Here is a 20,967-nt window from a genome sequence, read left to right as displayed (position 1 = left end):
TACCTCATTTCAACATCTTGTAAAATTCCAATGCACCGAATTTTTTTCTGAAATGATATCCCACGTATCTCTCGGTGAATTCGGTGAGCTTTTTAAGATATTTGTCGCTTATCTTAAAGTAAAATAATTTTTCATACTCCGTCAGGGCGATATAACGCACTATATAGAGAAGCTGCTTATCAAGTATCAGAGTGTGTATGCTTTCGGGATTGGGGCAGCAGCTGCTGCATTCAAGTCTGTCTTCAAGAAAATTAAAGTGCATTTTGTCATCTTCGTATTTGAAACAGAAAGCGCAGCCAACCAGTTTCGGGCGCATACCGATCTCGCAGAGAAGCCTGAATTCAAACACGCATTTCAGAAGATCAGGTGCCATTTTTCCCTCGTCCAGAAAATACAGCGTGTTCAGCGCAAGCCGCATTACTTCCTTACATTCCTGTCCCTCAGTACCCGAATAGATCAAAAGCTCCGAAAAATACGAAGCTAGTGCAACTTTAGCCGCATCAAGTCTTATATTATAAAACAGCTTGACAGGCTCGCTGCTGTTCAAATAGCGGCTGACCTGTCCATTGGCATTTTTCTTTTCTTCAAAGCAAAGCTCAGAATAGCTGAATGATTGGGTAGCGGAAACAGTCTTGCTGCTCTTTCTTCCGCCCCTTACGTAAATATAGATGACTCCCATTTCGGCAGTCAGTACACATATTGACTTGCTTGATTCACCGCTGTCAGTCTCTTTCAGGATAAGTCCTTTCATGGTCGTCATTCATATCAGTCCTTTCAGCTCTCGCATACGCGAGGTAATCATCAACACTGCCGCTTTTCAGAAATTTCTCCCATAGTACCAATTCGCTCACCATCCTTTAAAGATAGCTTGCTCTTTAAAGGACGGAATATGAGCGGAACATTTTCCCAATCAGGAAAGTCCGAAATTCTTTATCATACCCTCACGGTTGCGCCAGCCTTCCTTGACTTTTACCCAGCACTGAAGGTTGACTTTTATCTGGAAGAAATCCTCCAGATCGGCTCTTGCGTCCTGACCGATCTTCCTCAGCATTGAACCGCCCTTGCCGATAATTATGCCCTTATGGGATTCTCTTTCGCAGAATATGGTCGCCGTTATATCAAGTATAGCTTCGCCGCTTCTGTCCTCGCGCTCACCAAGCTGTTCGATAGTAACAGCTACACCGTGAGGAACTTCATCGTTAAGATTTCTGAGCGCCTTTTCGCGTATTATCTCAGCCATGATGACTTTCTCGGGCTGATCTGTGAACTTGTCATCGGGGAAGAAGTGGGGTCCCTCGGCTGCATTTTTTTCCAGTATATCCATGATGATATCAAGCCCGTCATTCTGAACAACGCTTATCGGAACAACTTCTGCAAAATCATAAAGCGCTGAATACTCAGCCAGCTTTGCAATAACTTCTTCCTTGTTATCAAGAAGATCTATCTTATTCAGTGCAAGAATGACTTTGCTTTTTCCGCCTTTGAAGCTTGCTATCAGGCTTTTTTCGTTATCGGATATCTTCTTTGTGCAGTCGCACATAAGGATTATCATATCAACGCCTGTTATAGTTTCGTTGACGGTATTCACCATATGTTCGCTCAGCTTATTTTTCGCCTTGTGCATACCGGGAGTATCCATGAAAACGAACTGAGTTTCCCCTTTTGTGAGAACTCCCGTGATCTTAGTTCTTGTGGTCTGCGGTTTGTCGCTTACAGCCGCTATTTTTTCACCGACAAGTGCATTCAGCAGGGAAGATTTTCCTGCGTTTGCTCTGCCTGCTATTGTCACAAAAATATTCTTTGTCATTTTATTTTTCCTTTACTTTCTTGGTCATTATATCCCAGCACAGAAAATCACCGTTATCAGTCAAAACTGTCTTATACTCAATTTCTGCGTATCCTCTGTTAAGATATATCTTTTTAGCCGCAAGTGATGCATCGAGTATTATCTCGGAATAATTTCGGCTTATCAGTTTTTCGGCATAGTCGAGAAGCGCCTTGCCGTATCCTTTACCCTGAAATTCGGGCAGTACGAAAAGCCTTCCGATATCATTTCCTTTTATAGTAACAGTTCCTACTTTATTGCCCTTATCGTCAATGCATAGAAAAGTTCTCTGATATCTGATATCCTCGGCTATTTTCTCATCACTGTGATATTTTAGAAAAAACTCTACTGCACCGACAGGATAATATTTCGGATAAACGGTCTTTATCGTATTACGTGTGATCTCCTTTACAGTGCAGAGATCTTCGGGTAATGCTTCTTTTATCTCCATCATTATCCCTCTGTATTATTTTGCAATTTTATTATCGATCAGTTCTTTTGCACGCATAAGTACAGGCAGTTCTCTGGCTGCTATCAGTCTTCCGATCTTTGTGCAGCTTCTGTTTTTGTATTCCCTTACAGCCTCATCAAAACTAAGCTTCAAAGTTGAAAGATGAAAATCTTTTTTCTCCTGTTCAGTAAGATGATTTTCACCGAAGCTTTTCACTTTGCAGAGAAAGTAGTTATTTATGTTATGCCTGTGGATTAGATTGTAGTAATCACTGACGACACCTATCTTGCATATTATATCGACTTCTGCACCAAGCTCCTCACGAAGTTCCCTGATTATAGCTGTCTCGGAAGTTTCGTTTTCCTCAACTCCGCCGCCTGAAGTTTCTATAAGCACTGCCTTGCCGAAATCATCGTCACGCTCAGCTCTGACAAAATAGAATGACCTCTTATCATCAAAAATGATAGCTCTTGCAATAAGCCTGTCATGGTCGGTGTACTCAAATTCCCATTCGGTATCCCGAAGTTCTGTCATCAGTTCTTTATTTTCAGTCATCATCATTCTCCCTGAAGCATAGAAAGACCCACCAGAACCACAATGCAAAATAAAGCACCGCAGCTATGATTAGTTCAGGGTATTCTGCAAAACAGCCTAAGATGTAAAGTATCCTTCTGCCGAAAACCTCAGCTGCAACAAAAACAGCTGCTATGCAGAATATCAGCACCGCTCCGGCAGCACAGTCCTTGGCTGCTTTTGCCAGTTGTGAAGGTCTGCTTTTGGTGGCAAGGTCAACTGCGTTCTCTATTGCAGTGTTGACACATTCAAGCGCCATAACACCGCCGACAGTCAGCATAAGCGCAAGCTTTTCCGCTATGCTGACACTGCATAACACCGCAACGACCGCAACAGCCCCTGCGGCGCCGATATGAAAGCGCATATTTCTCTGTGTCCTTATACAGCGGATTATCCCGCTAGCCGCGTATCTGAAGCCCTTTAAAAACTTCAGAAGTTCAGTCTTTATGTTCATGTTCCTCTACAAATGTCTCATCTCTGGAAATTCCCAGCTGAGCGAGAATAGCCTCTTCCTTTTCCCTCATTATACGCTCCTGAAGACTGCTTTCCTCGTGATCATATCCCAGCAGATGCAGCATCGAATGAACAGTCAGAAAGCCGACTTCACGTTCAAGGGAATGACCGTATACCTGAGCCTGTCTTGTTGCTGTCTCAAGGCTGATAACAATGTCGCCGAGAAGACAGGCACCTGTTTCGTAATTGACGTCATACTCTCCGTCTTCACCGAGAGGGAAGCTCAGCACATCGGTTGGTCTGTCGATATTCCTGTGTTCCTTGTTGAGTTCGTGTATCTGCTTGTCATTTATAAAAGATACGGAAACCTCAGCATCTTTTCCGAAGTCCTCATATTCAAGCACCGCATGACAGCAGCGCCTAACCAACATCCTTATACCTACAGGTATCTTAATCTCTGTCTGATTATTGGTGATCATTACCTTGACTTTGTCCATTGTATTTCCCATTCCTTTTTGAGTATTTTTCGTATGCCAGTATTATATCCTGTACCAGCTTGTGTCTGACTACATCCTTATCGGAAAATCTGTTTATTTTGATATCGTCAACGTCCTTTAAAACGTGCATCGCCTGAATAAGTCCCGATTTTCTGTTATCGGGCAGGTCGATCTGAGTTATATCGCCCGTTATTACTATTTTTGAGTTGAAACCCAGTCGAGTAAGGAACATCTTCATCTGTTCGTTGGTAGTGTTCTGGGCTTCATCCAGTATTATGAAGGCGTTATCAAGAGTTCTGCCTCTCATATATGCCAGAGGTGCTACCTCGATACATCCGCGTTCCTGCTGTCTTGCAAAGGATTCGGGTCCCAGCATTTCAAAGAGAGCATCATAAAGAGGTCGTAAATATGGATCTACCTTGTTCTGAAGATCACCAGGCAGAAATCCCAGTTTTTCTCCTGCTTCTACTGCGGGTCTTGTCAGGATTATCTTTTCCACCTCATGAGCTTTGAAAGCTTTGACTGCCATCGCCACCGCAAGATAGGTCTTGCCTGTACCCGCAGGTCCGATGCCGAGAACAATGGTATTCTTGCGGATAAAATCTACATACCGCTTTTGCCCCAGAGTTTTTGGTTTTATGACCTTGCCGGTTATCGTTACGCAAATGCCGTCATCGCTGAGGTTGTTCAGCTCATACTGCCTGCCCTCGCGCACCAGTGCGAAAACATAGCGTATACTTTGTTCGGTGAGCTTTTCACCGCTGTTTATCATGGTTATCAATCCGTTGATCGCTTCACAGGCGTTAAACACGCCTTGTTCGTCACCGGTGATCTTGATATCCTCACCGCGTCCCAGTACGGCAACACCGTATTCGCGCTGTATCAGATTCACATTTTCATCATAGCTGCCGAACAAACTCAGCATAGTTTCCATGCTGTCAACGGCTATCAGTTTTTCTGCCATTAGGATACACTCCGCTCAATTTTACATTATGGAACCATTATACCACATTATTTAATGGAATGCAACAAAAAAAATCAAATTTTTAATTAAATGCAACAAAAAATATCAATAATTTTCACTATCTTGCACATTTTCTTTTTGGCGTTTTTCTGATTCGGGAACAATATATTTCGGTATGAAGAAATCGCTCTCTTTACAGAGGTTTCCGTAGAGTTCGTAGGTCACTGTAAGCCTTACTCCGTCTTTAGTAATTTCAGTTTTTGAGTCCCTTCCGCGTATCTCATAAGGCTCCAGAAAATTCTGTTCGTATCTGTATGCTGCTTTTTCTGCGCGGGAAAGCGCTTCCTCCTTGTTGATCACCTGACTTCTTACGTCAAATTCCCGAAGATTAATTTCAGATAAACCAAATGGCAATACGAAGCCACCTATTTCCGGAAAGTGCTTTTCTTCTTTTTCTGTCTCATAATAGCCTTCGGGTGTTTTGGTATAAAGTGGTATACGGGCACTGAATAATTCAAGGTGAGTAAGCTTCCGCTTTTTGCCTGTCAGAACCTTTTCTTCCGTATCGAAAGGCTGTTCAAAGACTATTGTTCTTGTAAAAGTTCCCAGAATTTTTCCGATGCTTCTTGTATATCGGGTTTTTGAGTTAACTACTTCGCCCTCTTTCGTCCATTCGGAATTCTCAGTAACTATCTTTCCGCTTACAACTATCTCGCCTTTGGTAACACCACTGCCAAGACATTTCATCAATTGTCCGTCTATCAGTTCTATCTCTTCTATAACGCCGTCTTCGCAAGCAACAAGATGACATGGCATTCCAACATTGATGCCTTTTTCAGCTTCGATAGCTTCGATTATATCCACAGCGATACCCGAACCCGTGCGGCTTATTCCCGCCCATGCTACTTCTTCTATCTGACTTTTCAGCGAACGTTCCTCAATTACCAGATCGATATCGGGAATATACGCACCTGCTTTCACTCCGTCAGAGTTCAAAACATCGATTATTTTACCATAAATGATCGGATCATCGGTATCGACTTTTATAGTTAGTATAACGTTAGAATAATAAGCCATCAGCAATACCGACATAAAAGCACCCAAGATAATTCCCGGACGTTTGATAAGGTTACGATAAAATCTCATCATACCGTGGTAAGCCATTTTCTCCGGCTCAAAACCCTCTTTTCTGCAAAGCTTTTCAAATCTGAAACTGTGCTCAGAAGAAACTTTCAGAGTCAGGCAGTCATTAGTCTCGCAAAGTTCTGAATATATGAGTTTTTCTTTCGTAAAAGCTTCCAGAAGTCTGGCGACATTACCTCCCTCGATTTTGTAATCAATGCTTCCCAGCGTCATCTGAATCCCTCCTGTTTTCGCGTGAAACAAGCTTCACTTGTTCTATCGTTCCTCGGACTTCAACACTGTTTTCCGCATATGAACTCAGCATCAATCCATTTCCCCACAGTTCTATCTCAAAACTGCCTGTCAGAAGCCTTACACACACCTCTGTACATTCGTAAATCTGTCTGCAATTTTCTACCAGCGCCGAAGTATTGTCTTTTATACTTATGTATGACTGCAGATACATAAGTTCACGCGTTTTTCCGAAAAAGCTTATCCCCGGTATTCTAGCCATTGTTATACCTCCCTTCGTCACAAATATTATATTACGCTTGTCTGCGGCATATACTTGTATCGGAGGTAAAACCTATGAAACACAAAAACATATCCAAGCTGAAAGACGTTTTATTATGTATATCACTGTTCCTTATCTCAGTGGGAATGGCGTTCTATCCCGCGGAGATATCATCAGCCGTAAAAGATTCTGTAATGAGGTGTCTGAATATCCTGATACCGTCCCTTTTTGCCTTCATGGCGGCATCTTCTATGCTTGTTAACAGCGGATGCTTACGAATACTTACCAAACCATTCAAGTGGATACCACTCGTATTTTTTCGTATGCCCGAAGGCGTTTTCACAGTTTTTCTTATAAGCACTTTTGCAGGATACCCGGTTGGAATCAAAATTCTTTCCGATATGCTTGACAGTGGAGAAATCGATGCAGAAACTGCAGAAAAAGCATCTTGCTTCTGCTATTGCGGAGGCCCTGCATTTTACAGCGGTGCTATAGGACTTACGGTCTTCGGAAGTAAAGAAGTCGGACTGCTGATTTTTTTATCGGTACTTTTATCTAATATTGTTATAGCATTTTTCGTGTGCAGAACTTCTGAACTTAAAGAAAACCGAATTGTATCTGAAAAGAGAAATGGTGATCTGTTAGTCGGAAGTATCACATTGGCAGGGAAGTCCATGGGCGTTATCTGTATGACAGTTATATTCTTTTCGGCTGTTACGGCTTTACTTGAAGCAGGCGGCATATTAGACTTTTTACAGAATATTTTCGGACTTTCTGATAACGAAACAGTCATGCTGTCAGCTTTTATGGAAATTACATCACTTTCAGAACTGCAAGGATCACCTTATCGTCTTTTACCATTTATCTGTGCAGTCTGTTCTTTCGGCGGACTATGTATAATCATACAGTTATTTGCACTGAAATCAGAAAAATTATCAATGTTCAGTTTTATTAAACATAGACCTCTCGCCGCACTTCTATCAGCAGTGTTATGTAAAATATTACAGCCACATTTGATCAGCGAAACTGTAACTGCTGTTTCATATAATCATAATCTGGTTAAAGTAAACAATTTAAGTGCTTCATTATGTTTAATATTCATGATTTTTCTACTGAATTACAAAAAAGGTCTGGTATTTTCAGATCGAGTGTGATATAATGTATATAATTCAGAACTGAAAATATAATATATCTTTTTTGCAAAAGGAGTTGCATAAATAATGGCAAAGAAAAGTTTTTTCGGCAATAAGATAACACCGTCATGTTCATACTGTAAGTTCGGCAACAAATCCAAAGAGGGTAATAAGGTACTGTGTGAAAAGCAGGGTCTTGTAGATGCTGATTTCGCCTGCAAAAAGTGGGATTATGATCCGATAAAGCGCGTTCCCAAGAAACAGCTTAACATTCCTAATCAGGAAGATGATATAATCTGATATCAACGGCGGGAGAATATCCCGCCTTTTTTGTATTATGTTCATATTTCTGCCAATACTTCTGACGAGAAGATATTTTCGGGGTGACAAGATGAAAAAACTGTTGAAGCTTTTTACGATCGGTATATTCGGTGGGATATGCTACGGCTGTATCGAGATGCTAAAAAGGGGATACTCACATATATCTATGGGCTTGCTCGGTGCAATTGCGATGATAGTGATACACGAACTGAACGGAGAACGACGTGCGGGTCGCATGACCTGTATCGGGGTACTATTCAGATCAATGCTTTTTATCACTTCGGGTGAGCTTCTTGCAGGAGAGATACTGAACCGACAAATGGGCATGAAAATATGGAATTATCATAACATACCATTTAATTTCGATGGTCAGATATGTCTGCGTTACTCTGCCGTATGGTTCATACTGTCATTTTTCGGGATGGTTTCCGATAACTTTATAAGGCGGTTCATATTTTGTGAACTCACTACCGATCATAAGCAGTCAACAAAAATAATATAATGTTCTATCACACCTCACTGCGACATATTATGTAGCAAAAGGGGTGTGAACAATGTTTAGAACCGATAAGGAAAGGGCTGTGCAGTTCGGCGAATTCATGGTCAGCCGAAAAGCTACTGTACGAGCCACCGCAGCAGAATTCGGAGTATCAAAATCCACAGTACACAAAGACCTTACCGAACAACTTCCGAAGCTGTCCTCCTCTCTTTTCAGTGAGGTCCGTAAAATACTTGAGGAAAACAAAGAGCAGCGTCATATACGCGGCGGTCTTGCAACTAAACACAAATATGAGATCGCTCAGAAATAAATATCCGCTGATAGGAATATACATAAGCATATGCCGTTCTTCCGCACTGCGGCAGGACGGCATATTGCAGTTGACAAAATCATAGATTTCAGCTATAATATAATTAAAATGAATTACGGTCATTTTTGCGAGGTGTACTTATGACTATCGTATACGGATTTATGATACTTGCACTTCTGTTTGCATCGGGCAGTATGCTCGGGTGGACGCTGGAAGTCTTTTACCGCCGCTTCAAACCGACGAACAAGGAACGAGTCTGGATAAACCCGGGATTTCTCAATGGTCCATGTCTTCCGCTTTACGGTTTCGGACTGACAGCACTTTACCTGATGGCGATGCTGGAAAAGTTCATACCGATAGATAATGACTCGATAAGAAAAGGTGTGCTTTTTGCCGTAATGGCTGTAGCCATGACAGTCATTGAACTTATCGCAGGTGAACTTTTCATTATAAGACGCCACATTAAACTGTGGGATTATTCTGAGTTGAGATTTAACTACAAGGGTATAATCTGTCTGAGATTTTCATTCTACTGGGCTATGCTCGGAGCAGGTTATTATTTTTTCATTCACCCGAGAATTTTATCTGGTCTTGAATGGTTCTCGCATAATTTGCTGTTCTCTTTTGTGATAGGTTTTTTCTACGGTATACTTACTATCGACTTGGTAATGTCCTTCAGCCTTACCGCAAAGATCAAAGCCTTTGCCACCGAAAACAAAATGGTCATACGCTATGATGAGCTGAAAAAACATATCCGAGCCGAAGCCAGGCGGCAGCGCAGAAGATACCGTTTTATCTTCGCTTTGCATACCGAACATGATTTTATCGACATACTTAGAAGCTATATGGAAAAACAGCTTGAGCAGGCAAAAAACGGCAAGCTTAACGATATGATTTCATTTATCAAAAAAGAACTCTGAGATCTGTATACCATCAAAACTTCCAAATATCACCGCGTTTTATGGTGATGTTTGGAAGTTTTTTTCAAAAACTATTGATTTTTTACAAAAAATATTGTATACTATAAAAGATAATACTATTATATAAAAAAGGGAGGTCGTTTTTATGAACAGACCCACTGAGATCGCTCTGATCGCTGCCGGCATTGACGAAGAATATCAGCGCGGCGTTATCGACGGAGTTATCGAATATGCTAAAGAGAAAGATCTCAACATCTCTTGTTTTTCCTGTTTCTGCGGAGTTGTTTCAGACCGCGGATTCGATGTGGGAGAGAACAATATTTACAGCCTGATAAACTACAAAATGTTCGATGGCGTTATACTTATGATAAATACTATCCCCGATGTCGAGGTCAAACAGAAACTCGTTTCGGCAATTAAAGCTTCAATGCTTCCTGTTGTTGTTTTTGACTGCAATGAATATCCGCAGTTCATGAATGTGACTATCAACAACAAAAAAGCCATGTCTGAGCTTGTCAGCCATATCATTGAGGTTCACGGTGCAAATGATATTTCATATCTTTCAGGATCTCAGAATAATCCCGAAGCCGTGGAAAGATATGAAGCCTTCTGTGAGGTAATGACTGCAGCAGGGAAGAGCGTTGACCCTGACAGGATAATGTTCGGTGAGTTCCGTCCAAGTGATGGTAAAGTCATGGCTGAAAAGCTTTTAAAGAGCGGCAGAAAACTGCCTGATGCACTGATATGTGCGAATGACGCCGCTGCACTTTCAGCAATAAAGGTATTTGAGGACAGGGGATATACTATACCGGATGACATTATTGTGACAGGTTTTGATAATATCTACAATGCCCGTCATCACTATCCAGCACTGACGACCGTTGAAAGACCTCTTGCTGAAGCCGGATATTCAGCCTGTGAGATACTTTACAATGCAATAGAAGGTAAATCATGGGAGAAAATCAGGAATCTTGATGCTAAGCTCGTACTATCGGAAAGCTGCGGCTGTGTATCTACCGAACTAACGGATATCAACGCTTACCGCAGGTACACCTATAATATACTCGATTACAACAGGTCAAAAGTTCGTCTGCTCAACAGCATCATATCCGAAACTGCCGAGACCGAAACACCCGAGGAATGCATGAGAGTCATCGGAAACAGAGTTTCAGAACTCGACTGTGACCGTTTTTGCATCTGTCTTTGTGATGACTGGATAAGCAATTATTCCGTGAAGATAGAGGATTCCCTCATACACGGATACACACCTAAGATGTCTGCGCCGCTGATATGGAACAAGGGTGAGATATCCGAAGTTAAGTGCTTCAGAAGTTCCAACATTGCTCCAAGAAACTTTGCCACAGGCGGAAATATCAGCTATTATCTTCCGCTGCATTTCAGAGAGAGATGTCTCGGTTATGCTATAATCACTAACAGCGAGTTTCCCACAAGAAGCATGGTATGTCATTCACTGATAATGAGTATCAGCCAAAGCCTTGAGGATATCCGAAAGCTTATCAATCTCAATAACGTTATCGATGAGCTGGATAAGCTCTATGTCATCGATCCGCTCTGCAATATTTACAACAGAAATGGTTTTATCCGAGCTGCCGATTCGGTATTCAACGAATGCAGGATGTTGGGACAGAAACTGCTTATAAGTTTTGTTGATATGGACGGACTGAAATACATAAACGATAACTTCGGACACAGCGAGGGTGATTTTGCTCTTAAAACTCTTGCCACAATAATCAGCGAAAGTTGCGAAGAAGGCATGATATGTGCAAGATTCGGCGGTGACGAGTTTATCGTTATAGGTTTGAATGCGGAAGAAGAGGACATCGAAAAGGTAGAGACTGCGATCAAGAGCCGAGTAGAACATACCAACAAGATAACCGGAAAACCCTATCAAGTCGAGTGCAGTATAGGTACTCTTGTTACCAGAGTTGCTGACGATATGACACTTTTCAAGCTGATAACTAAGGCCGATGAAGTAATGTACAAAGAGAAAAAGCGCAAAAATTACTCGCGCTATCTTAGAAGATACTGATACAAAAAATCCCGAAAAGCTTTATGTTTTCCGGGATTTTAATATTTTTCATGTTTTATGAAATCCAACTGTTTTTACCACAGCAAGCGGTTTCCCAGTACCGTCGTTGACTCTCACTATGTAAGTGCAGACAGACCTGCCATCCTTAACAAGTTCGGTCTCGGCATATATCTTATCGGTAGATGGTACACCTATAAAAGATATATCAGAATCTAGCGATACCGTACCTGGTGACTGCCAGTTCGATGCGACAGCAAATGCAAAATCAGCAATAGTGAAATAAACTCCACCCATTACACCGCCGACAGCATTTCTGTGACGCTCTGTCAGGGTAAGGCTTATCTTTGCATATCTGTCACCGACTTCCTCGATATATGCGCCTGTATCATAAGCATAGAGGTCGTGGCTGAAAAATTCTCTTATTTCTTCGATGGTCTTCATTCTTCACTCCATTTTTCAATCAGAAAGCTTGCAATATATTCAAGTTTGCCGGCATCAAGCCCGGGGTCCTCGATACTGAATCGTGTTTCGATACCATTAGCTTCGGCACAAAGTCCGAAATGACATAGTGCAATACCCATGTCTATCTTCTGCATATCCCAACCTGTGCTGTCGATATAGCCCATATCGTGTTTAATGTAGAAATGTGCGCCTGTTGGTGTGACTATCACACGCCATGGCTGTTTATTTACTGCTGATGGTGCAAGTCTGACTGCTTCAAGGATTTCAGAAAGTTCCGGATATCTTGCTTCACTCAGGGGCACATCGATACTACCATCAAAGAACAGCTCTTCAAACTTTTTACGGCTGTCAGCCCTGAGACCCTTACGCATCATAGTCTCCCTGATAGAACGCTTATCCGCAGGTTTTCCAATAGGGCTGACACAAGGCATGACTTCGTTTGAATCAAGCTCCATCGCATCCTCAAAAGCCTTTCTGTCCATAGTGCCACCGATCCAGGTGGTACCAAGTCCAAGAGACTGTATATACAGCACAAGCTCTTCAAAAAAGTAGCCGAATGCTTCTTCGGCGTGCTCTGCACGTTCCATCTTTCCTGCAATGTAAGTATCCGTTCCCACGATCACAGGACTTGAAAGTCCATGCATACCTTTGTCCAGTATGCGCACATCAACTTCCTGTCCATAGGGAGTTTTTATCCCTCTGGCGTACCTGAGTATATTATCGCGTATCAGTGGTGTGATCTCATCACTGTCGAATGTCCTGACACTTTTGCGCTCGCTTATAAGCCCGAAAACATTGTTCATCTGTTATTCTCCTCATCTGCAAACTTACTGAACCAGCTCTTTATGATCTGACCCGAATTTTTTAGATCCTCATCTGTCCAATCCGAAAGCTTGGTGCAATTCTTCGCAAAAACTCCACAAGTATCACCGCTGTTTGATAAACACCAGCATATGCAGCTGAGCCCAAGTCTGTCGATCACTTCGCGCCACGCTTCTGACTCATCGTGATCTATCTCACCCTTTCCGCTAGCTTCACACAGGTTGAACTCATTTATGAAAACAGGTAGTCCTGCTTCAACACAGCGCTCAAGCCGGCTGCGAAGAGTTCCCTTATGTGTTGCCGCATAGAAATGAAGGGAATACATGACATTATCCCATTTGAAAGGCTTATCAAGCGCACAGTGTATATCCTGCGACCAGTTAGGGGTGCCTGTAATTATCAGCGCATCAGGAGAATTCTGTCTTATCAGAGGTATTATCCTATCGGCATACTCAGTCACTCTTTCCCACGTACCGCTGTTGTTCGGTTCGTTGCAGATCTCGTATATGACATTGCTCTTCCCGGCAAAACGCTTTGACATATCCCCAAAAAACTCCTCAGCCTGATCTATATACTTCATAGGATCCTGATCACTAAGAACGTGCCAGTCAACAATTACGTACATATCAAGCTTTTCAGCAATGTTGACACCTTTTTCCACAAGTTCCTTGAGGTGCTGCTTATTGCCGTCTTTGCAGTATCCGCGGAATTCATCGGTATACATAGTTATCCTCACACAGTTTGTGCGCCATTCATTTTTCAGCGCCGCGAAGGATTCTTCACATACATATTCGGGGTACCATGCGATACCGTGGGTAGACAATCCGAAAAGTCTGACAGGCTTTTCACCGTCTGTCAGTTTACCATTTATTACTTTCAGTTTATTCAACATAGTATCAGCTCCTTAAAGTGCTTCATGCTATATTTGTATACAAATTTCCAATTTAATTATACACTAATAATGTAGACTTTTTAATCCTATATTATTAATTAAATATTACATTTGAGAATATATTAAACTGTATATTTCAAATAGAACAATTATCATAATAACGTAAAATCAAATAACACCCAAATTTAAACCACCGAATCAGCACCAATACAAAACCCGATATATCCAAATATTTGCTTCTGCGTATCTTTACATACGCTCCAAAATATGATATAATAATTAATATGATATGAACGTATCTTCATTAAACAAAAGAAAGTGAGTGAGCTGTATGCCATCAACAAAAGAATATCTTGAATACGTACTTGAACAGCTTTCAGATTCAGAAGAAATTTCATACCGCAGTATGATGGGGGAGTTCATAATATATTGCAGAGGCAAAGTAGTCGGAGGGATATATGATGACCGATTTTTTATAAAACCCACTTCTTCCGCGAAAAATCTTCTTCCGAACGCTTTAAAAGAAATACCATATGAGGGTGCTAAGGAAATGCTTCTTGTAGATGTCATCGATGACAGGGAACGTTTGAAAGAACTAATAACCTCTGTTGCGGATGAACTTCCTCAGCCAAAGAAAAAGGTGAAAAAACAATGAGATATTTTGAAAATAAAGATATCACCGAACATATTTATCATGATGGTACTGTAAACAGTGCAAGGTGTGCTTTATGGGGCGTTTTTCCCGAGGAGGAAACAGAGAAAAGCGGACTAAAATCATTTAACTTTGTTTTCAGTCCATATCCCGAGACTGATGAGGGACAATGGCTTTCAAAGTTTGAAGACTATGACATACTTGACTTTGACATAAATAAAACAGACGGCAGATATGAGGTAACACTGAACTGTGAAAGTCAAATCAACGGTGAGACAGACTTTAAACATATACATTTTTACTGTGAGAATATTTCCTGCTGTTTATGCACATTTGAAAACTTTTCGTATACTAATATCTACTCATCAGGTGTACACCCCGAGGGCAGGGAATTTTATGATGAGAAATATTTCATCTGCACAGATAATTATGATCTGAGTGATGGTTTTAGAGTACAGTATGATGTTTACGGCGAGAAGTCTGGTATTGGGAACAAATATACAGGTGCCAGGATAGCGAAATGTACTTATTACAAGGACGATATGCAGATATTTGAGCATTTTACAGACAGCCACCACCTTCACCCTTTCAGATCTTTAATACATCATTCAAACGGAAATACCTATATCCCGTACCATACCGACCTTTACGGTATAAGCTTTTTTGAAGTTGAAACAGACAGAAATTACGATTATATCCCCGAGGGAATGGAACATGATATTTCTTTCAGCGGCGGTGAATCATTTATAGTATGCGATATTTTCTATGATAAGGACAGTAATCTGCTTGCCTGTGACGGCTGTTACTGGGCTTGTCCGAATGAGATCTTTGTAATGGACTTTTCCTGCCCTCTTCACTTTGATCCCCGTATGGTAAGAATGCATGGAGAAGTGCCGATGGACTATAAAGAGTATGATGATATAGACTTCGTACGCTGGGAAAAGGAAAGTCTTGTACTAAAAGGTGAGGACAGAAAGGAATATGCCGTCACTAAAACGCGTATCAAAGAAATGTTAGCTGAAAAGCGAGTACTTTTCCCGCTTGATGGGTTTGACAAATAATACTAAATTATCTAATTATCCTATTGACGAAAATAACAAAGCGTGTTATAATTAACTTAAATAGATTGTATATAATCTCAAATTCGTGAAATGAGTTTTTTTTATAGTAAATCATAAAAGGAAGGGATAAATGTTATGAAAAAAGTTCTTTTTGCTGCTTCGGAAGTAGTTCCTTTTATCAAGACAGGCGGTCTGGCAGACGTTGTTGGTTCTCTGCCGAAGTGTTTTGATAAAAAGTATTATGATGTTCGTGTTATACTGCCCAAATATGCCTGCATCGCTCAGAAATGGAAAGACCAGATGGAGTATATCACAAACTTCTACATGGATTTTGCGGGTCAGAACAGATATGTAGGTCTGCTGAAAATGGAATACGATGGAATTACATTCTATTTCATCGACAACGAGTACTATTTCAGCGGTGAAAAGCCATATGGTGACTGGCACTGGGATATCGAAAAGTTCATGTACTTTGACAGAGCTGTACTTTCTGCTCTGCCTGTACTGGATTTCAGACCCGATGTTATACATTGCCACGACTGGCAGACCGGTCTTATACCGGTATATCTCCATGATTCTTTCTGGGGAGGGGAGTTCTTCCGCGGCATAAAGACTGTTATGACTATACACAATCTGAAATTTCAGGGAAATGATAATGCCGCAAGATTTATGGCACTGTCAGGTCTGTCATCATATTACATGACCTATGATAAGCTTCTCAAGGACGTTGACGGCAATATGCTGAAGGGCGGACTTGTCTATGCAGATGCTATCACAACTGTATCCGATTCCTATGCCGAAGAAATAAAAACACAATTCTACGGCGAGGGACTTGACGGCCTTATGAGGGCTCGAAAGAATGATCTGCGAGGTATCGTCAACGGTATCGACTATGCTGAATACGACCCTGCCACTGACAAGATGATAAATTGCAATTACGATATTAACAGTGTTCTCGAAAAGAAAATCATGAATAAACGTGCTTTGCAGTCCGAACTTGGTCTTACCTGCGATGACAACAAGTTCATGATAGGCATTGTCAGCAGACTTACTGACCAGAAAGGATTCGACCTTATCGCTTACATGATGGAAAAACTCTGCCAGCAGGATATTCAGATTGTTGTACTCGGCACAGGTGACCAGAAGTACGAGGAAATGTTCAGATACTTCGCTTGGAAATATCCCGATAAGGTTTCAGCGAATATGTATTACAGCGAAGCCATGAGCCACAAGATCTACGCGGCAAGTGATGCATTCCTGATGCCATCTCTGTTTGAGCCTTGCGGTCTTTCACAGCTGATGTCCCTGAGATACGGCACACTGCCTATCGTCCGAGAGACAGGCGGTCTCCGTGACACGGTTCAGCCCTACAATCAGTTTGAAAAAACAGGTACAGGATTCAGCTTTTCCAATTATAACGCTCACGAGATGTACAATACCGTCATGTTTGCTCACTACATTTACGTTGACAGGCGTGATGAATGGAACGGCATAATTCGTCAGGCTATGTCCAAGGATTTCTCATGGCAGGCTTCTGCTAGAAAATATCAGGAGATGTACGACTGGCTTATCGGATAATACAAAAGAACAACGGCACTGCATCGGTTTGCAGTGCCGTTTGGTATTTTTCAGTCAGGGTTATATTCAACTCGTTCAACGGTGTATCCGTCTTTTTCAAGCAGAGAGATTATGCCCTCATCACCTGCATAATGGGCAGCGCCCACAACAAACAAAACATTTTTGTCGCCCTTCAGGAAATTCTCTACGGACTCTGTCATGACCTTGTTTCTGTTTGTATAGATCTTAGACTGGTATTCTTCGATGGCAGCGGCATACTTGTCGTCGGTCTCGATTTCCTCATTTGAAGCTTTTTCAATATAGTCGAGATCACCTGATGCCCAAGCTTGGTGAAGCTCTTCAAGTTCACTGAGGTCGTTTTCGACCGTCCTGTTTTCTCGGGATTCAAACAGCATACTGTACACATCGTCGGAAAGTTCAGCAAAAAGATCAAACTGGAATTCCAAGCCCTCTACTTCATAGATTTCTTTATCGTCACTATGGGCTTTTAAAAGCAGATATTTGTCAAGACCCATATCACCTGAAAGATCGCTTTTGGCAAGCGAAAGATTTTCCACCACGGTATACACAGCCCATGGTCTCATATTCGAGTAGGATGATATATCCAGTGAGTACAGATCAAGATACTTTTCAAGTGCTTTATATCCATTATCGGAGATATGATTTGAAAGCTTATCATCTGTATCATCGTAATACATAGCAGCCAGCATGGCAGACTGGAAAGTTATTGAACCCGATTGAGTAAGATCAGCTTCAACTGCAAGAACATCAGCTTTTTCATAAGCACTGCGTATCTCATTAGGCATTGGATAATCGCTTTTTTTCAGCGCGTGCATCGAACCTGTCAGCGTTACCTCAGTTCCGTTTTCTCCTTTGACAGTCCAGATAGCAGGAGTGATATCGGATTCGCCTGTTGTATCAAGATCAGTGAGCTCATCAGGTTCATCTTTTTGCGTAGAGAGTGTAACAGTTTCGGGTACCGAAACATCGGCCTTTTTAGATGAAGAATCATCTTTCTCACCACCGCAGCTCCCAAGAATAACTGAGGTCATAACAGCTGCGCAGAGTACTGCAAGTTTACGTTTTTTATTTGTATACATTGTCATCGTTCCTTTTTCACAAATATTAATTAAGCTATATGCAGTAAGCATGCTCGGGATACTTTCTGTATTCAGATTATACATCATTTGCACTCTTTAGTCAACCGTTTTATCTGATAACGAAATGAAAAAACAGTCCGCACAAAAATTATGTACGGACTGTGATCTATAAAGATCTATACTTCCTTAAAGGTTTTTATCAAAGCTTGGTCTCAACGAAGATATCATAGATAGACTTAACAGCAGTCTCAAAATCGCTCTCGCTTACACCGATGATGACATTCAGCTCACTGGAGCCCTGGTCGATCATCTTAACATTTACGTGAGAATGTGCAAGTGCAGAGAATATTCTGCCTGCTGTACCTCTGTTAGCCTTCATAGCTCTGCCCACAACTGCAATAAGTGCAAGATCTGTCTCGATCTCGATCATATCGGGGTGACAGTTTCTGTGGAGACCTGCAAGTATCTCCTGCTCCTTGTCAGCGAACTCTTCCTGAGTAACGATAACTGACATAGTGTCGATACCTGAAGGCATATGCTCAAAGCTTACGCCGTTCTTTTCGAATACTTCAAGAACTCTTCTGCCGAAACCGAGTTCAGCATTCATCATATCTTTTTCGATATTGATTACGGTGAAGCCCTTCTTACCTGCGATACCTGTGATGGTGTATGCGGGCTTCTGAGAAGTAGACTCAACTATAAGAGTACCGGGAGCCTCGGGAGCATTGGTGTTCTTGATGTTTATAGCAATACCTGCTTTTCTGACAGGGAAGATAGCGTCCTCATGGAACACGCTTGCACCCATGTAAGAAAGCTCTCTCAGCTCTTTATAAGTGATAGTGGTTATAGGAGCGGGATCCTTAACTATTCTGGGGTCTGTTGTCAGGAATCCTGAAGTATCGGTCCAGTTCTCATAGAGATCTGCATTTACAGCAGCAGCTACGATAGAACCTGTGATATCAGAACCGCCTCTGGAGAATGTCTTGATGGTATCGTTGGGCATAGAGCCGTAGAAACCGGGAACAACAGCATTATCAAGACCTTCAAGTTTCTCGGAGAGCACCTTGTTTGTACGCTTTGCATCGAACTGACCTCTTTCGTCGAAGAAAATGACATCGGCAGCATCGATGAAATTATAACCCAGATAATTTGCAAGTACCATACCATTCAGGAACTCACCTCTGGAAGCAGCATAGTCTCTGCCGGCCTTACCGATGAAGCAAGCCTTTATAACGTTGAACTCGTTTTCCAGAGACATATCAAGACCAAGTTCGCTGATTATACCGTTGTATCTTTCCTTTATAGCATCGAATTCCTTAGTGAAATCCTTGCCCTTTGCAGCAAGATCATAGCAGCCGTAAAGCATATCTGTAACCTTAGTGTCTGCAGAAAATCTCTTTCCGGGTGCAGAAGGAACTACGAATCTTCTAGAATCCTCTGCAGTGATTATATCCTTAACCTTCTTGAACTGTTCAGCGCTGGCCAGTGAGCTTCCGCCGAATTTTACTACCTTAGTCATTATTGTTCAGACCCCTTCTTAACTTAAATTAAATACTGTTCATGCATTTTAGCACCTTAAAAAGTATACCCAATTTACCCGAAATAGTCAATAGTCAAATATACAAACTTTACCAACGATTATTGTGTGCGTTTGTGAAATACGCTTGTTTTTCTCTGGCGGACAAGCAATCTTTAAGCAACAGCGAGTTGCTTGAATTGACGGGACTTTTGTGGTATAATGTGCATAAAGGAGGAGATACGCCATGGAAACCAAAACTATCATTCACGAACTTCGCACTAAACTCGGACTTTCACAGGAAGAACTTGCCGATAAGGTATTTGTTACCCGTCAGGCTGTATCACGCTGGGAAAATGGCGAAACTGTACCAAATACCGAAACATTGAAACTGTTGTCTAGACTCTTCGATGTTTCGATAAATACTATCCTTGGTTCGCCAAGAAAACTTATATGTCAGTGCTGTGGTATGCCCCTTGATGATACAAGCATCAGCAGGGAAGTTGACGGTACATTCAACGAGGAATACTGCAAGTGGTGCTACACCGACGGAAAGTTTATTTATTCATCATTAGACGATCTGACAGAATTTCTTGTTGGACATATATCCAATGACCAATTTCCACCCGAGAAAGCCAGAGAATATTTATCTCAGGAACTTCCCAAACTCAAACACTGGAAAAGCTGAATTATCCCGTGGACATTATATGTTCACGGGATAAATTTAATCCAGATCGAGAGTTATTGTATTGCCCTGTGCCAGCGTCTTTTTCAGATCGATTATCCTCTGATTGTCCGACCCGCGGAAGGCAAGTGAAATGTTCCTGCGTGCGAGAATGAATCTTCCGTCAACAAGAACATCGATCATTGAAAGCATTTCGTCAGTGTACTCGCATCGCCACGTACTTTCACGGAGAAGTTCATCTTCAAGCACACAGCCTGTGTAGCACCATATACTTTTGTCGGGATACTTTTCCCTGACTCTACGCATGAAAGGTACCAAAGCCCGCTGATTATCGGGTTCCATCGGTTCACCGCCCAACAGTGTAAGACCATCTATATAGTCAGGTGAAAGCATTTCAAGCAGTTCATTTTCGGTTCCTTCGGTGAATGGTTTGCCGTACTCAAAATCCCATGTCATCGCATTGAAACAGCCCTCACAGTGGTGTCTGCACCCCGAAACAAAAAGACTGACTCTTACGCCTATGCCGTCCGCGATATCGCAGTTTTTTATCTCACCATAGTACATTTG

Annotated in this window: 25 protein-coding genes; 10 read left to right on the top strand and 15 right to left on the bottom strand. The window is 41.8% G+C overall.

All coding sequences use genetic code 11. From position 1 onward, the window contains the following. Positions 1 to 4 precede the first annotated feature (4 nt). From recO to N773_RS0104105, 9 genes are all read right to left on the bottom strand, one after another. Positions 5 to 751, bottom strand: a complete 747-nt coding sequence (gene recO / locus N773_RS0104145; RefSeq protein ID WP_242840350.1) for a DNA repair protein RecO — start codon at positions 749 to 751, stop codon at positions 5 to 7. A gap of 159 nt (positions 752 to 910) precedes the next feature. Next, complete coding sequence (gene era / locus N773_RS0104140) at positions 911 to 1,807, bottom strand: GTPase Era (RefSeq protein ID WP_024856602.1); 897 nt, start codon at positions 1,805 to 1,807, stop codon at positions 911 to 913. Between the two features lies 1 nt (position 1,808). Then, positions 1,809 to 2,276: a GNAT family N-acetyltransferase gene (locus tag N773_RS0104135; protein WP_024856601.1), complete on the bottom strand. Its 468-nt coding sequence runs from the start codon at positions 2,274 to 2,276 to the stop codon at positions 1,809 to 1,811. A gap of 15 nt (positions 2,277 to 2,291) precedes the next feature. Beyond that, a complete protein-coding gene (locus N773_RS0104130; RefSeq protein ID WP_024856600.1) occupies positions 2,292 to 2,831 on the bottom strand; it encodes an NUDIX domain-containing protein in 540 nt (179 codons plus the stop codon). Further along, the gene (locus tag N773_RS0104125) at positions 2,824 to 3,303 is read right to left on the bottom strand and encodes a diacylglycerol kinase family protein (protein WP_024856599.1); all 480 of its coding nucleotides are present in this window, start codon (positions 3,301 to 3,303) and stop codon (positions 2,824 to 2,826) included. The genes N773_RS0104130 and N773_RS0104125 overlap by 8 nt, the downstream gene beginning before the upstream one ends. Next, positions 3,287 to 3,799: an rRNA maturation RNase YbeY gene (gene ybeY / locus N773_RS0104120; protein ID WP_024856598.1), complete on the bottom strand. Its 513-nt coding sequence runs from the start codon at positions 3,797 to 3,799 to the stop codon at positions 3,287 to 3,289. The genes N773_RS0104125 and ybeY overlap by 17 nt, the downstream gene beginning before the upstream one ends. Next, positions 3,768 to 4,763 carry a PhoH family protein gene (locus N773_RS0104115; protein WP_024856597.1) on the bottom strand — a complete coding sequence of 332 codons (996 nt, stop codon included), beginning with the start codon at positions 4,761 to 4,763 and terminating at the stop codon, positions 3,768 to 3,770. Before N773_RS0104115 ends, ybeY begins: the two co-directional genes overlap by 32 nt. A 105-nt stretch (positions 4,764 to 4,868) precedes the next feature. After that, positions 4,869 to 6,119: a sporulation protein YqfD gene (locus tag N773_RS0104110; protein WP_024856596.1), complete on the bottom strand. Its 1,251-nt coding sequence runs from the start codon at positions 6,117 to 6,119 to the stop codon at positions 4,869 to 4,871. After that, positions 6,100 to 6,399 carry a YabP/YqfC family sporulation protein gene (locus N773_RS0104105; RefSeq protein ID WP_024856595.1) on the bottom strand — a complete coding sequence of 100 codons (300 nt, stop codon included), beginning with the start codon at positions 6,397 to 6,399 and terminating at the stop codon, positions 6,100 to 6,102. The genes N773_RS0104110 and N773_RS0104105 overlap by 20 nt, the downstream gene beginning before the upstream one ends. Before the next feature lie 251 nt (positions 6,400 to 6,650). On the opposite strand from N773_RS0104105, the gene N773_RS0104100 reads away from it, so the two are divergent. The 6 genes from N773_RS0104100 to N773_RS0104075 all read left to right on the top strand — a co-directional run bounded on the left by N773_RS0104100 (position 6,651) and on the right by N773_RS0104075 (position 11,632). Further along, positions 6,651 to 7,553, top strand: a complete 903-nt coding sequence (locus N773_RS0104100; RefSeq protein WP_242840349.1) for a nucleoside recognition protein — start codon at positions 6,651 to 6,653, stop codon at positions 7,551 to 7,553. Between the two features lie 66 nt (positions 7,554 to 7,619). Then, positions 7,620 to 7,832 (top strand): hypothetical protein, encoded by a 213-nt coding sequence (locus tag N773_RS0104095; protein WP_024856593.1) that lies wholly within the window; start codon positions 7,620 to 7,622, stop codon positions 7,830 to 7,832. Between the two features lie 103 nt (positions 7,833 to 7,935). Then, positions 7,936 to 8,355, top strand: coding sequence for a putative ABC transporter permease (locus N773_RS0104090; RefSeq protein WP_242840348.1), 420 nt, complete (start codon positions 7,936 to 7,938; stop codon positions 8,353 to 8,355). A 52-nt stretch (positions 8,356 to 8,407) separates the two neighbouring features. Beyond that, a complete protein-coding gene (locus N773_RS0104085) occupies positions 8,408 to 8,662 on the top strand; it encodes a sporulation transcriptional regulator SpoIIID (protein ID WP_024856591.1) in 255 nt (84 codons plus the stop codon). A 140-nt stretch (positions 8,663 to 8,802) separates the two neighbouring features. Next, entirely contained in the window at positions 8,803 to 9,582 is a 780-nt protein-coding gene (locus N773_RS0104080; protein ID WP_024856590.1) for a putative ABC transporter permease, read from the top strand. Positions 9,583 to 9,727: 145 nt separating this feature from the next. Then, on the top strand, positions 9,728 to 11,632 hold the full coding sequence (locus N773_RS0104075; protein ID WP_024856589.1) for a GGDEF domain-containing protein: 1,905 nt from the start codon (positions 9,728 to 9,730) through the stop codon (positions 11,630 to 11,632). 48 nt (positions 11,633 to 11,680) lie between these two features. On the opposite strand, the gene N773_RS0104070 is transcribed toward N773_RS0104075, so the two are convergent. Genes N773_RS0104070 through N773_RS0104060 form a run of 3 tightly spaced genes read right to left on the bottom strand, consistent with a single transcriptional unit; the run spans position 11,681 to position 13,808 of the window. Further along, positions 11,681 to 12,073 (bottom strand): PaaI family thioesterase, encoded by a 393-nt coding sequence (locus N773_RS0104070; RefSeq protein WP_024856588.1) that lies wholly within the window; start codon positions 12,071 to 12,073, stop codon positions 11,681 to 11,683. Continuing rightward, positions 12,070 to 12,897, bottom strand: coding sequence for a nitroreductase family protein (locus N773_RS0104065; protein WP_024856587.1), 828 nt, complete (start codon positions 12,895 to 12,897; stop codon positions 12,070 to 12,072). The genes N773_RS0104070 and N773_RS0104065 overlap by 4 nt, the downstream gene beginning before the upstream one ends. Then, positions 12,894 to 13,808, bottom strand: coding sequence for a glycoside hydrolase family 5 protein (locus N773_RS0104060; RefSeq protein WP_024856586.1), 915 nt, complete (start codon positions 13,806 to 13,808; stop codon positions 12,894 to 12,896). Before N773_RS0104060 ends, N773_RS0104065 begins: the two co-directional genes overlap by 4 nt. 331 nt (positions 13,809 to 14,139) lie before the next feature. Here N773_RS0104060 and N773_RS0104055 point away from each other — a divergent pair, with 331 nt between their 5' ends. The 3 genes from N773_RS0104055 (at position 14,140) to glgA (ending at position 17,099) form a co-directional block, all read left to right on the top strand. Further along, positions 14,140 to 14,463, top strand: a complete 324-nt coding sequence (locus N773_RS0104055) for a TfoX/Sxy family protein (protein WP_024856585.1) — start codon at positions 14,140 to 14,142, stop codon at positions 14,461 to 14,463. Continuing rightward, the gene (locus tag N773_RS0104050; protein ID WP_024856584.1) at positions 14,460 to 15,521 is read left to right on the top strand and encodes a hypothetical protein; all 1,062 of its coding nucleotides are present in this window, start codon (positions 14,460 to 14,462) and stop codon (positions 15,519 to 15,521) included. The genes N773_RS0104055 and N773_RS0104050 overlap by 4 nt, the downstream gene beginning before the upstream one ends. 135 nt (positions 15,522 to 15,656) lie before the next feature. Next, complete coding sequence (glgA, locus tag N773_RS0104045; RefSeq protein WP_024856583.1) at positions 15,657 to 17,099, top strand: glycogen synthase GlgA; 1,443 nt, start codon at positions 15,657 to 15,659, stop codon at positions 17,097 to 17,099. Between the two features lie 50 nt (positions 17,100 to 17,149). On the opposite strand, the gene N773_RS0104040 is transcribed toward glgA, so the two are convergent. Both N773_RS0104040 and N773_RS0104035 read right to left on the bottom strand, forming a co-directional pair. Beyond that, complete coding sequence (locus tag N773_RS0104040; RefSeq protein WP_024856582.1) at positions 17,150 to 18,199, bottom strand: TraB/GumN family protein; 1,050 nt, start codon at positions 18,197 to 18,199, stop codon at positions 17,150 to 17,152. A 199-nt stretch (positions 18,200 to 18,398) separates the two neighbouring features. Continuing rightward, entirely contained in the window at positions 18,399 to 19,718 is a 1,320-nt protein-coding gene (locus tag N773_RS0104035) for an aspartate kinase (RefSeq protein ID WP_024856581.1), read from the bottom strand. Between the two features lie 244 nt (positions 19,719 to 19,962). Between N773_RS0104035 and N773_RS0104030 the strand changes: the two genes are divergently transcribed. Continuing rightward, the gene (locus N773_RS0104030; protein WP_024856580.1) at positions 19,963 to 20,403 is read left to right on the top strand and encodes a zinc ribbon domain-containing protein; all 441 of its coding nucleotides are present in this window, start codon (positions 19,963 to 19,965) and stop codon (positions 20,401 to 20,403) included. A gap of 36 nt (positions 20,404 to 20,439) precedes the next feature. Here N773_RS0104030 and nrdG read toward each other — a convergent pair whose 3' ends face one another. After that, a complete protein-coding gene (gene nrdG / locus N773_RS0104025; protein WP_024856579.1) occupies positions 20,440 to 20,964 on the bottom strand; it encodes an anaerobic ribonucleoside-triphosphate reductase activating protein in 525 nt (174 codons plus the stop codon). Positions 20,965 to 20,967 lie beyond the last annotated feature (3 nt).

It is taken from the genome of Ruminococcus albus AD2013, assembly GCF_000526775.1.
Taxonomy (GTDB): domain Bacteria; phylum Bacillota; class Clostridia; order Oscillospirales; family Ruminococcaceae; genus Hominimerdicola; species Hominimerdicola alba_A.
Note: the sequence above shows the minus strand (reverse complement) of the source record. Positions and strands in the feature narration are given on the sequence as shown.

Coding starts and splice junctions, on each gene's coding strand:
- N773_RS0104095 (WP_024856593.1), top strand. CDS start 7,620: ATGGCAAAGAAAAGTTTTTTCGGCAATAAGATAACACCGTCATGTTCA.
- N773_RS0104060 (WP_024856586.1), bottom strand. CDS start 13,808: ATGTTGAATAAACTGAAAGTAATAAATGGTAAACTGACAGACGGTGAA.
- ybeY (WP_024856598.1), bottom strand. CDS start 3,799: ATGGACAAAGTCAAGGTAATGATCACCAATAATCAGACAGAGATTAAG.
- recO (WP_242840350.1), bottom strand. CDS start 751: ATGAAAGGACTTATCCTGAAAGAGACTGACAGCGGTGAATCAAGCAAG.
- N773_RS0104035 (WP_024856581.1), bottom strand. CDS start 19,718: ATGACTAAGGTAGTAAAATTCGGCGGAAGCTCACTGGCCAGCGCTGAA.
- N773_RS0104055 (WP_024856585.1), top strand. CDS start 14,140: ATGCCATCAACAAAAGAATATCTTGAATACGTACTTGAACAGCTTTCA.
- nrdG (WP_024856579.1), bottom strand. CDS start 20,964: ATGTACTATGGTGAGATAAAAAACTGCGATATCGCGGACGGCATAGGC.
- era (WP_024856602.1), bottom strand. CDS start 1,807: ATGACAAAGAATATTTTTGTGACAATAGCAGGCAGAGCAAACGCAGGA.
- N773_RS0104030 (WP_024856580.1), top strand. CDS start 19,963: ATGGAAACCAAAACTATCATTCACGAACTTCGCACTAAACTCGGACTT.
- N773_RS0104130 (WP_024856600.1), bottom strand. CDS start 2,831: ATGACTGAAAATAAAGAACTGATGACAGAACTTCGGGATACCGAATGG.
- N773_RS0104040 (WP_024856582.1), bottom strand. CDS start 18,199: ATGTATACAAATAAAAAACGTAAACTTGCAGTACTCTGCGCAGCTGTT.
- N773_RS0104110 (WP_024856596.1), bottom strand. CDS start 6,119: ATGACGCTGGGAAGCATTGATTACAAAATCGAGGGAGGTAATGTCGCC.
- N773_RS0104085 (WP_024856591.1), top strand. CDS start 8,408: ATGTTTAGAACCGATAAGGAAAGGGCTGTGCAGTTCGGCGAATTCATG.
- glgA (WP_024856583.1), top strand. CDS start 15,657: ATGAAAAAAGTTCTTTTTGCTGCTTCGGAAGTAGTTCCTTTTATCAAG.
- N773_RS0104115 (WP_024856597.1), bottom strand. CDS start 4,763: ATGGCAGAAAAACTGATAGCCGTTGACAGCATGGAAACTATGCTGAGT.
- N773_RS0104050 (WP_024856584.1), top strand. CDS start 14,460: ATGAGATATTTTGAAAATAAAGATATCACCGAACATATTTATCATGAT.
- N773_RS0104125 (WP_024856599.1), bottom strand. CDS start 3,303: ATGAACATAAAGACTGAACTTCTGAAGTTTTTAAAGGGCTTCAGATAC.
- N773_RS0104100 (WP_242840349.1), top strand. CDS start 6,651: ATGCTTGTTAACAGCGGATGCTTACGAATACTTACCAAACCATTCAAG.
- N773_RS0104135 (WP_024856601.1), bottom strand. CDS start 2,276: ATGGAGATAAAAGAAGCATTACCCGAAGATCTCTGCACTGTAAAGGAG.
- N773_RS0104070 (WP_024856588.1), bottom strand. CDS start 12,073: ATGAAGACCATCGAAGAAATAAGAGAATTTTTCAGCCACGACCTCTAT.
- N773_RS0104080 (WP_024856590.1), top strand. CDS start 8,803: ATGACTATCGTATACGGATTTATGATACTTGCACTTCTGTTTGCATCG.
- N773_RS0104075 (WP_024856589.1), top strand. CDS start 9,728: ATGAACAGACCCACTGAGATCGCTCTGATCGCTGCCGGCATTGACGAA.
- N773_RS0104105 (WP_024856595.1), bottom strand. CDS start 6,399: ATGGCTAGAATACCGGGGATAAGCTTTTTCGGAAAAACGCGTGAACTT.
- N773_RS0104065 (WP_024856587.1), bottom strand. CDS start 12,897: ATGAACAATGTTTTCGGGCTTATAAGCGAGCGCAAAAGTGTCAGGACA.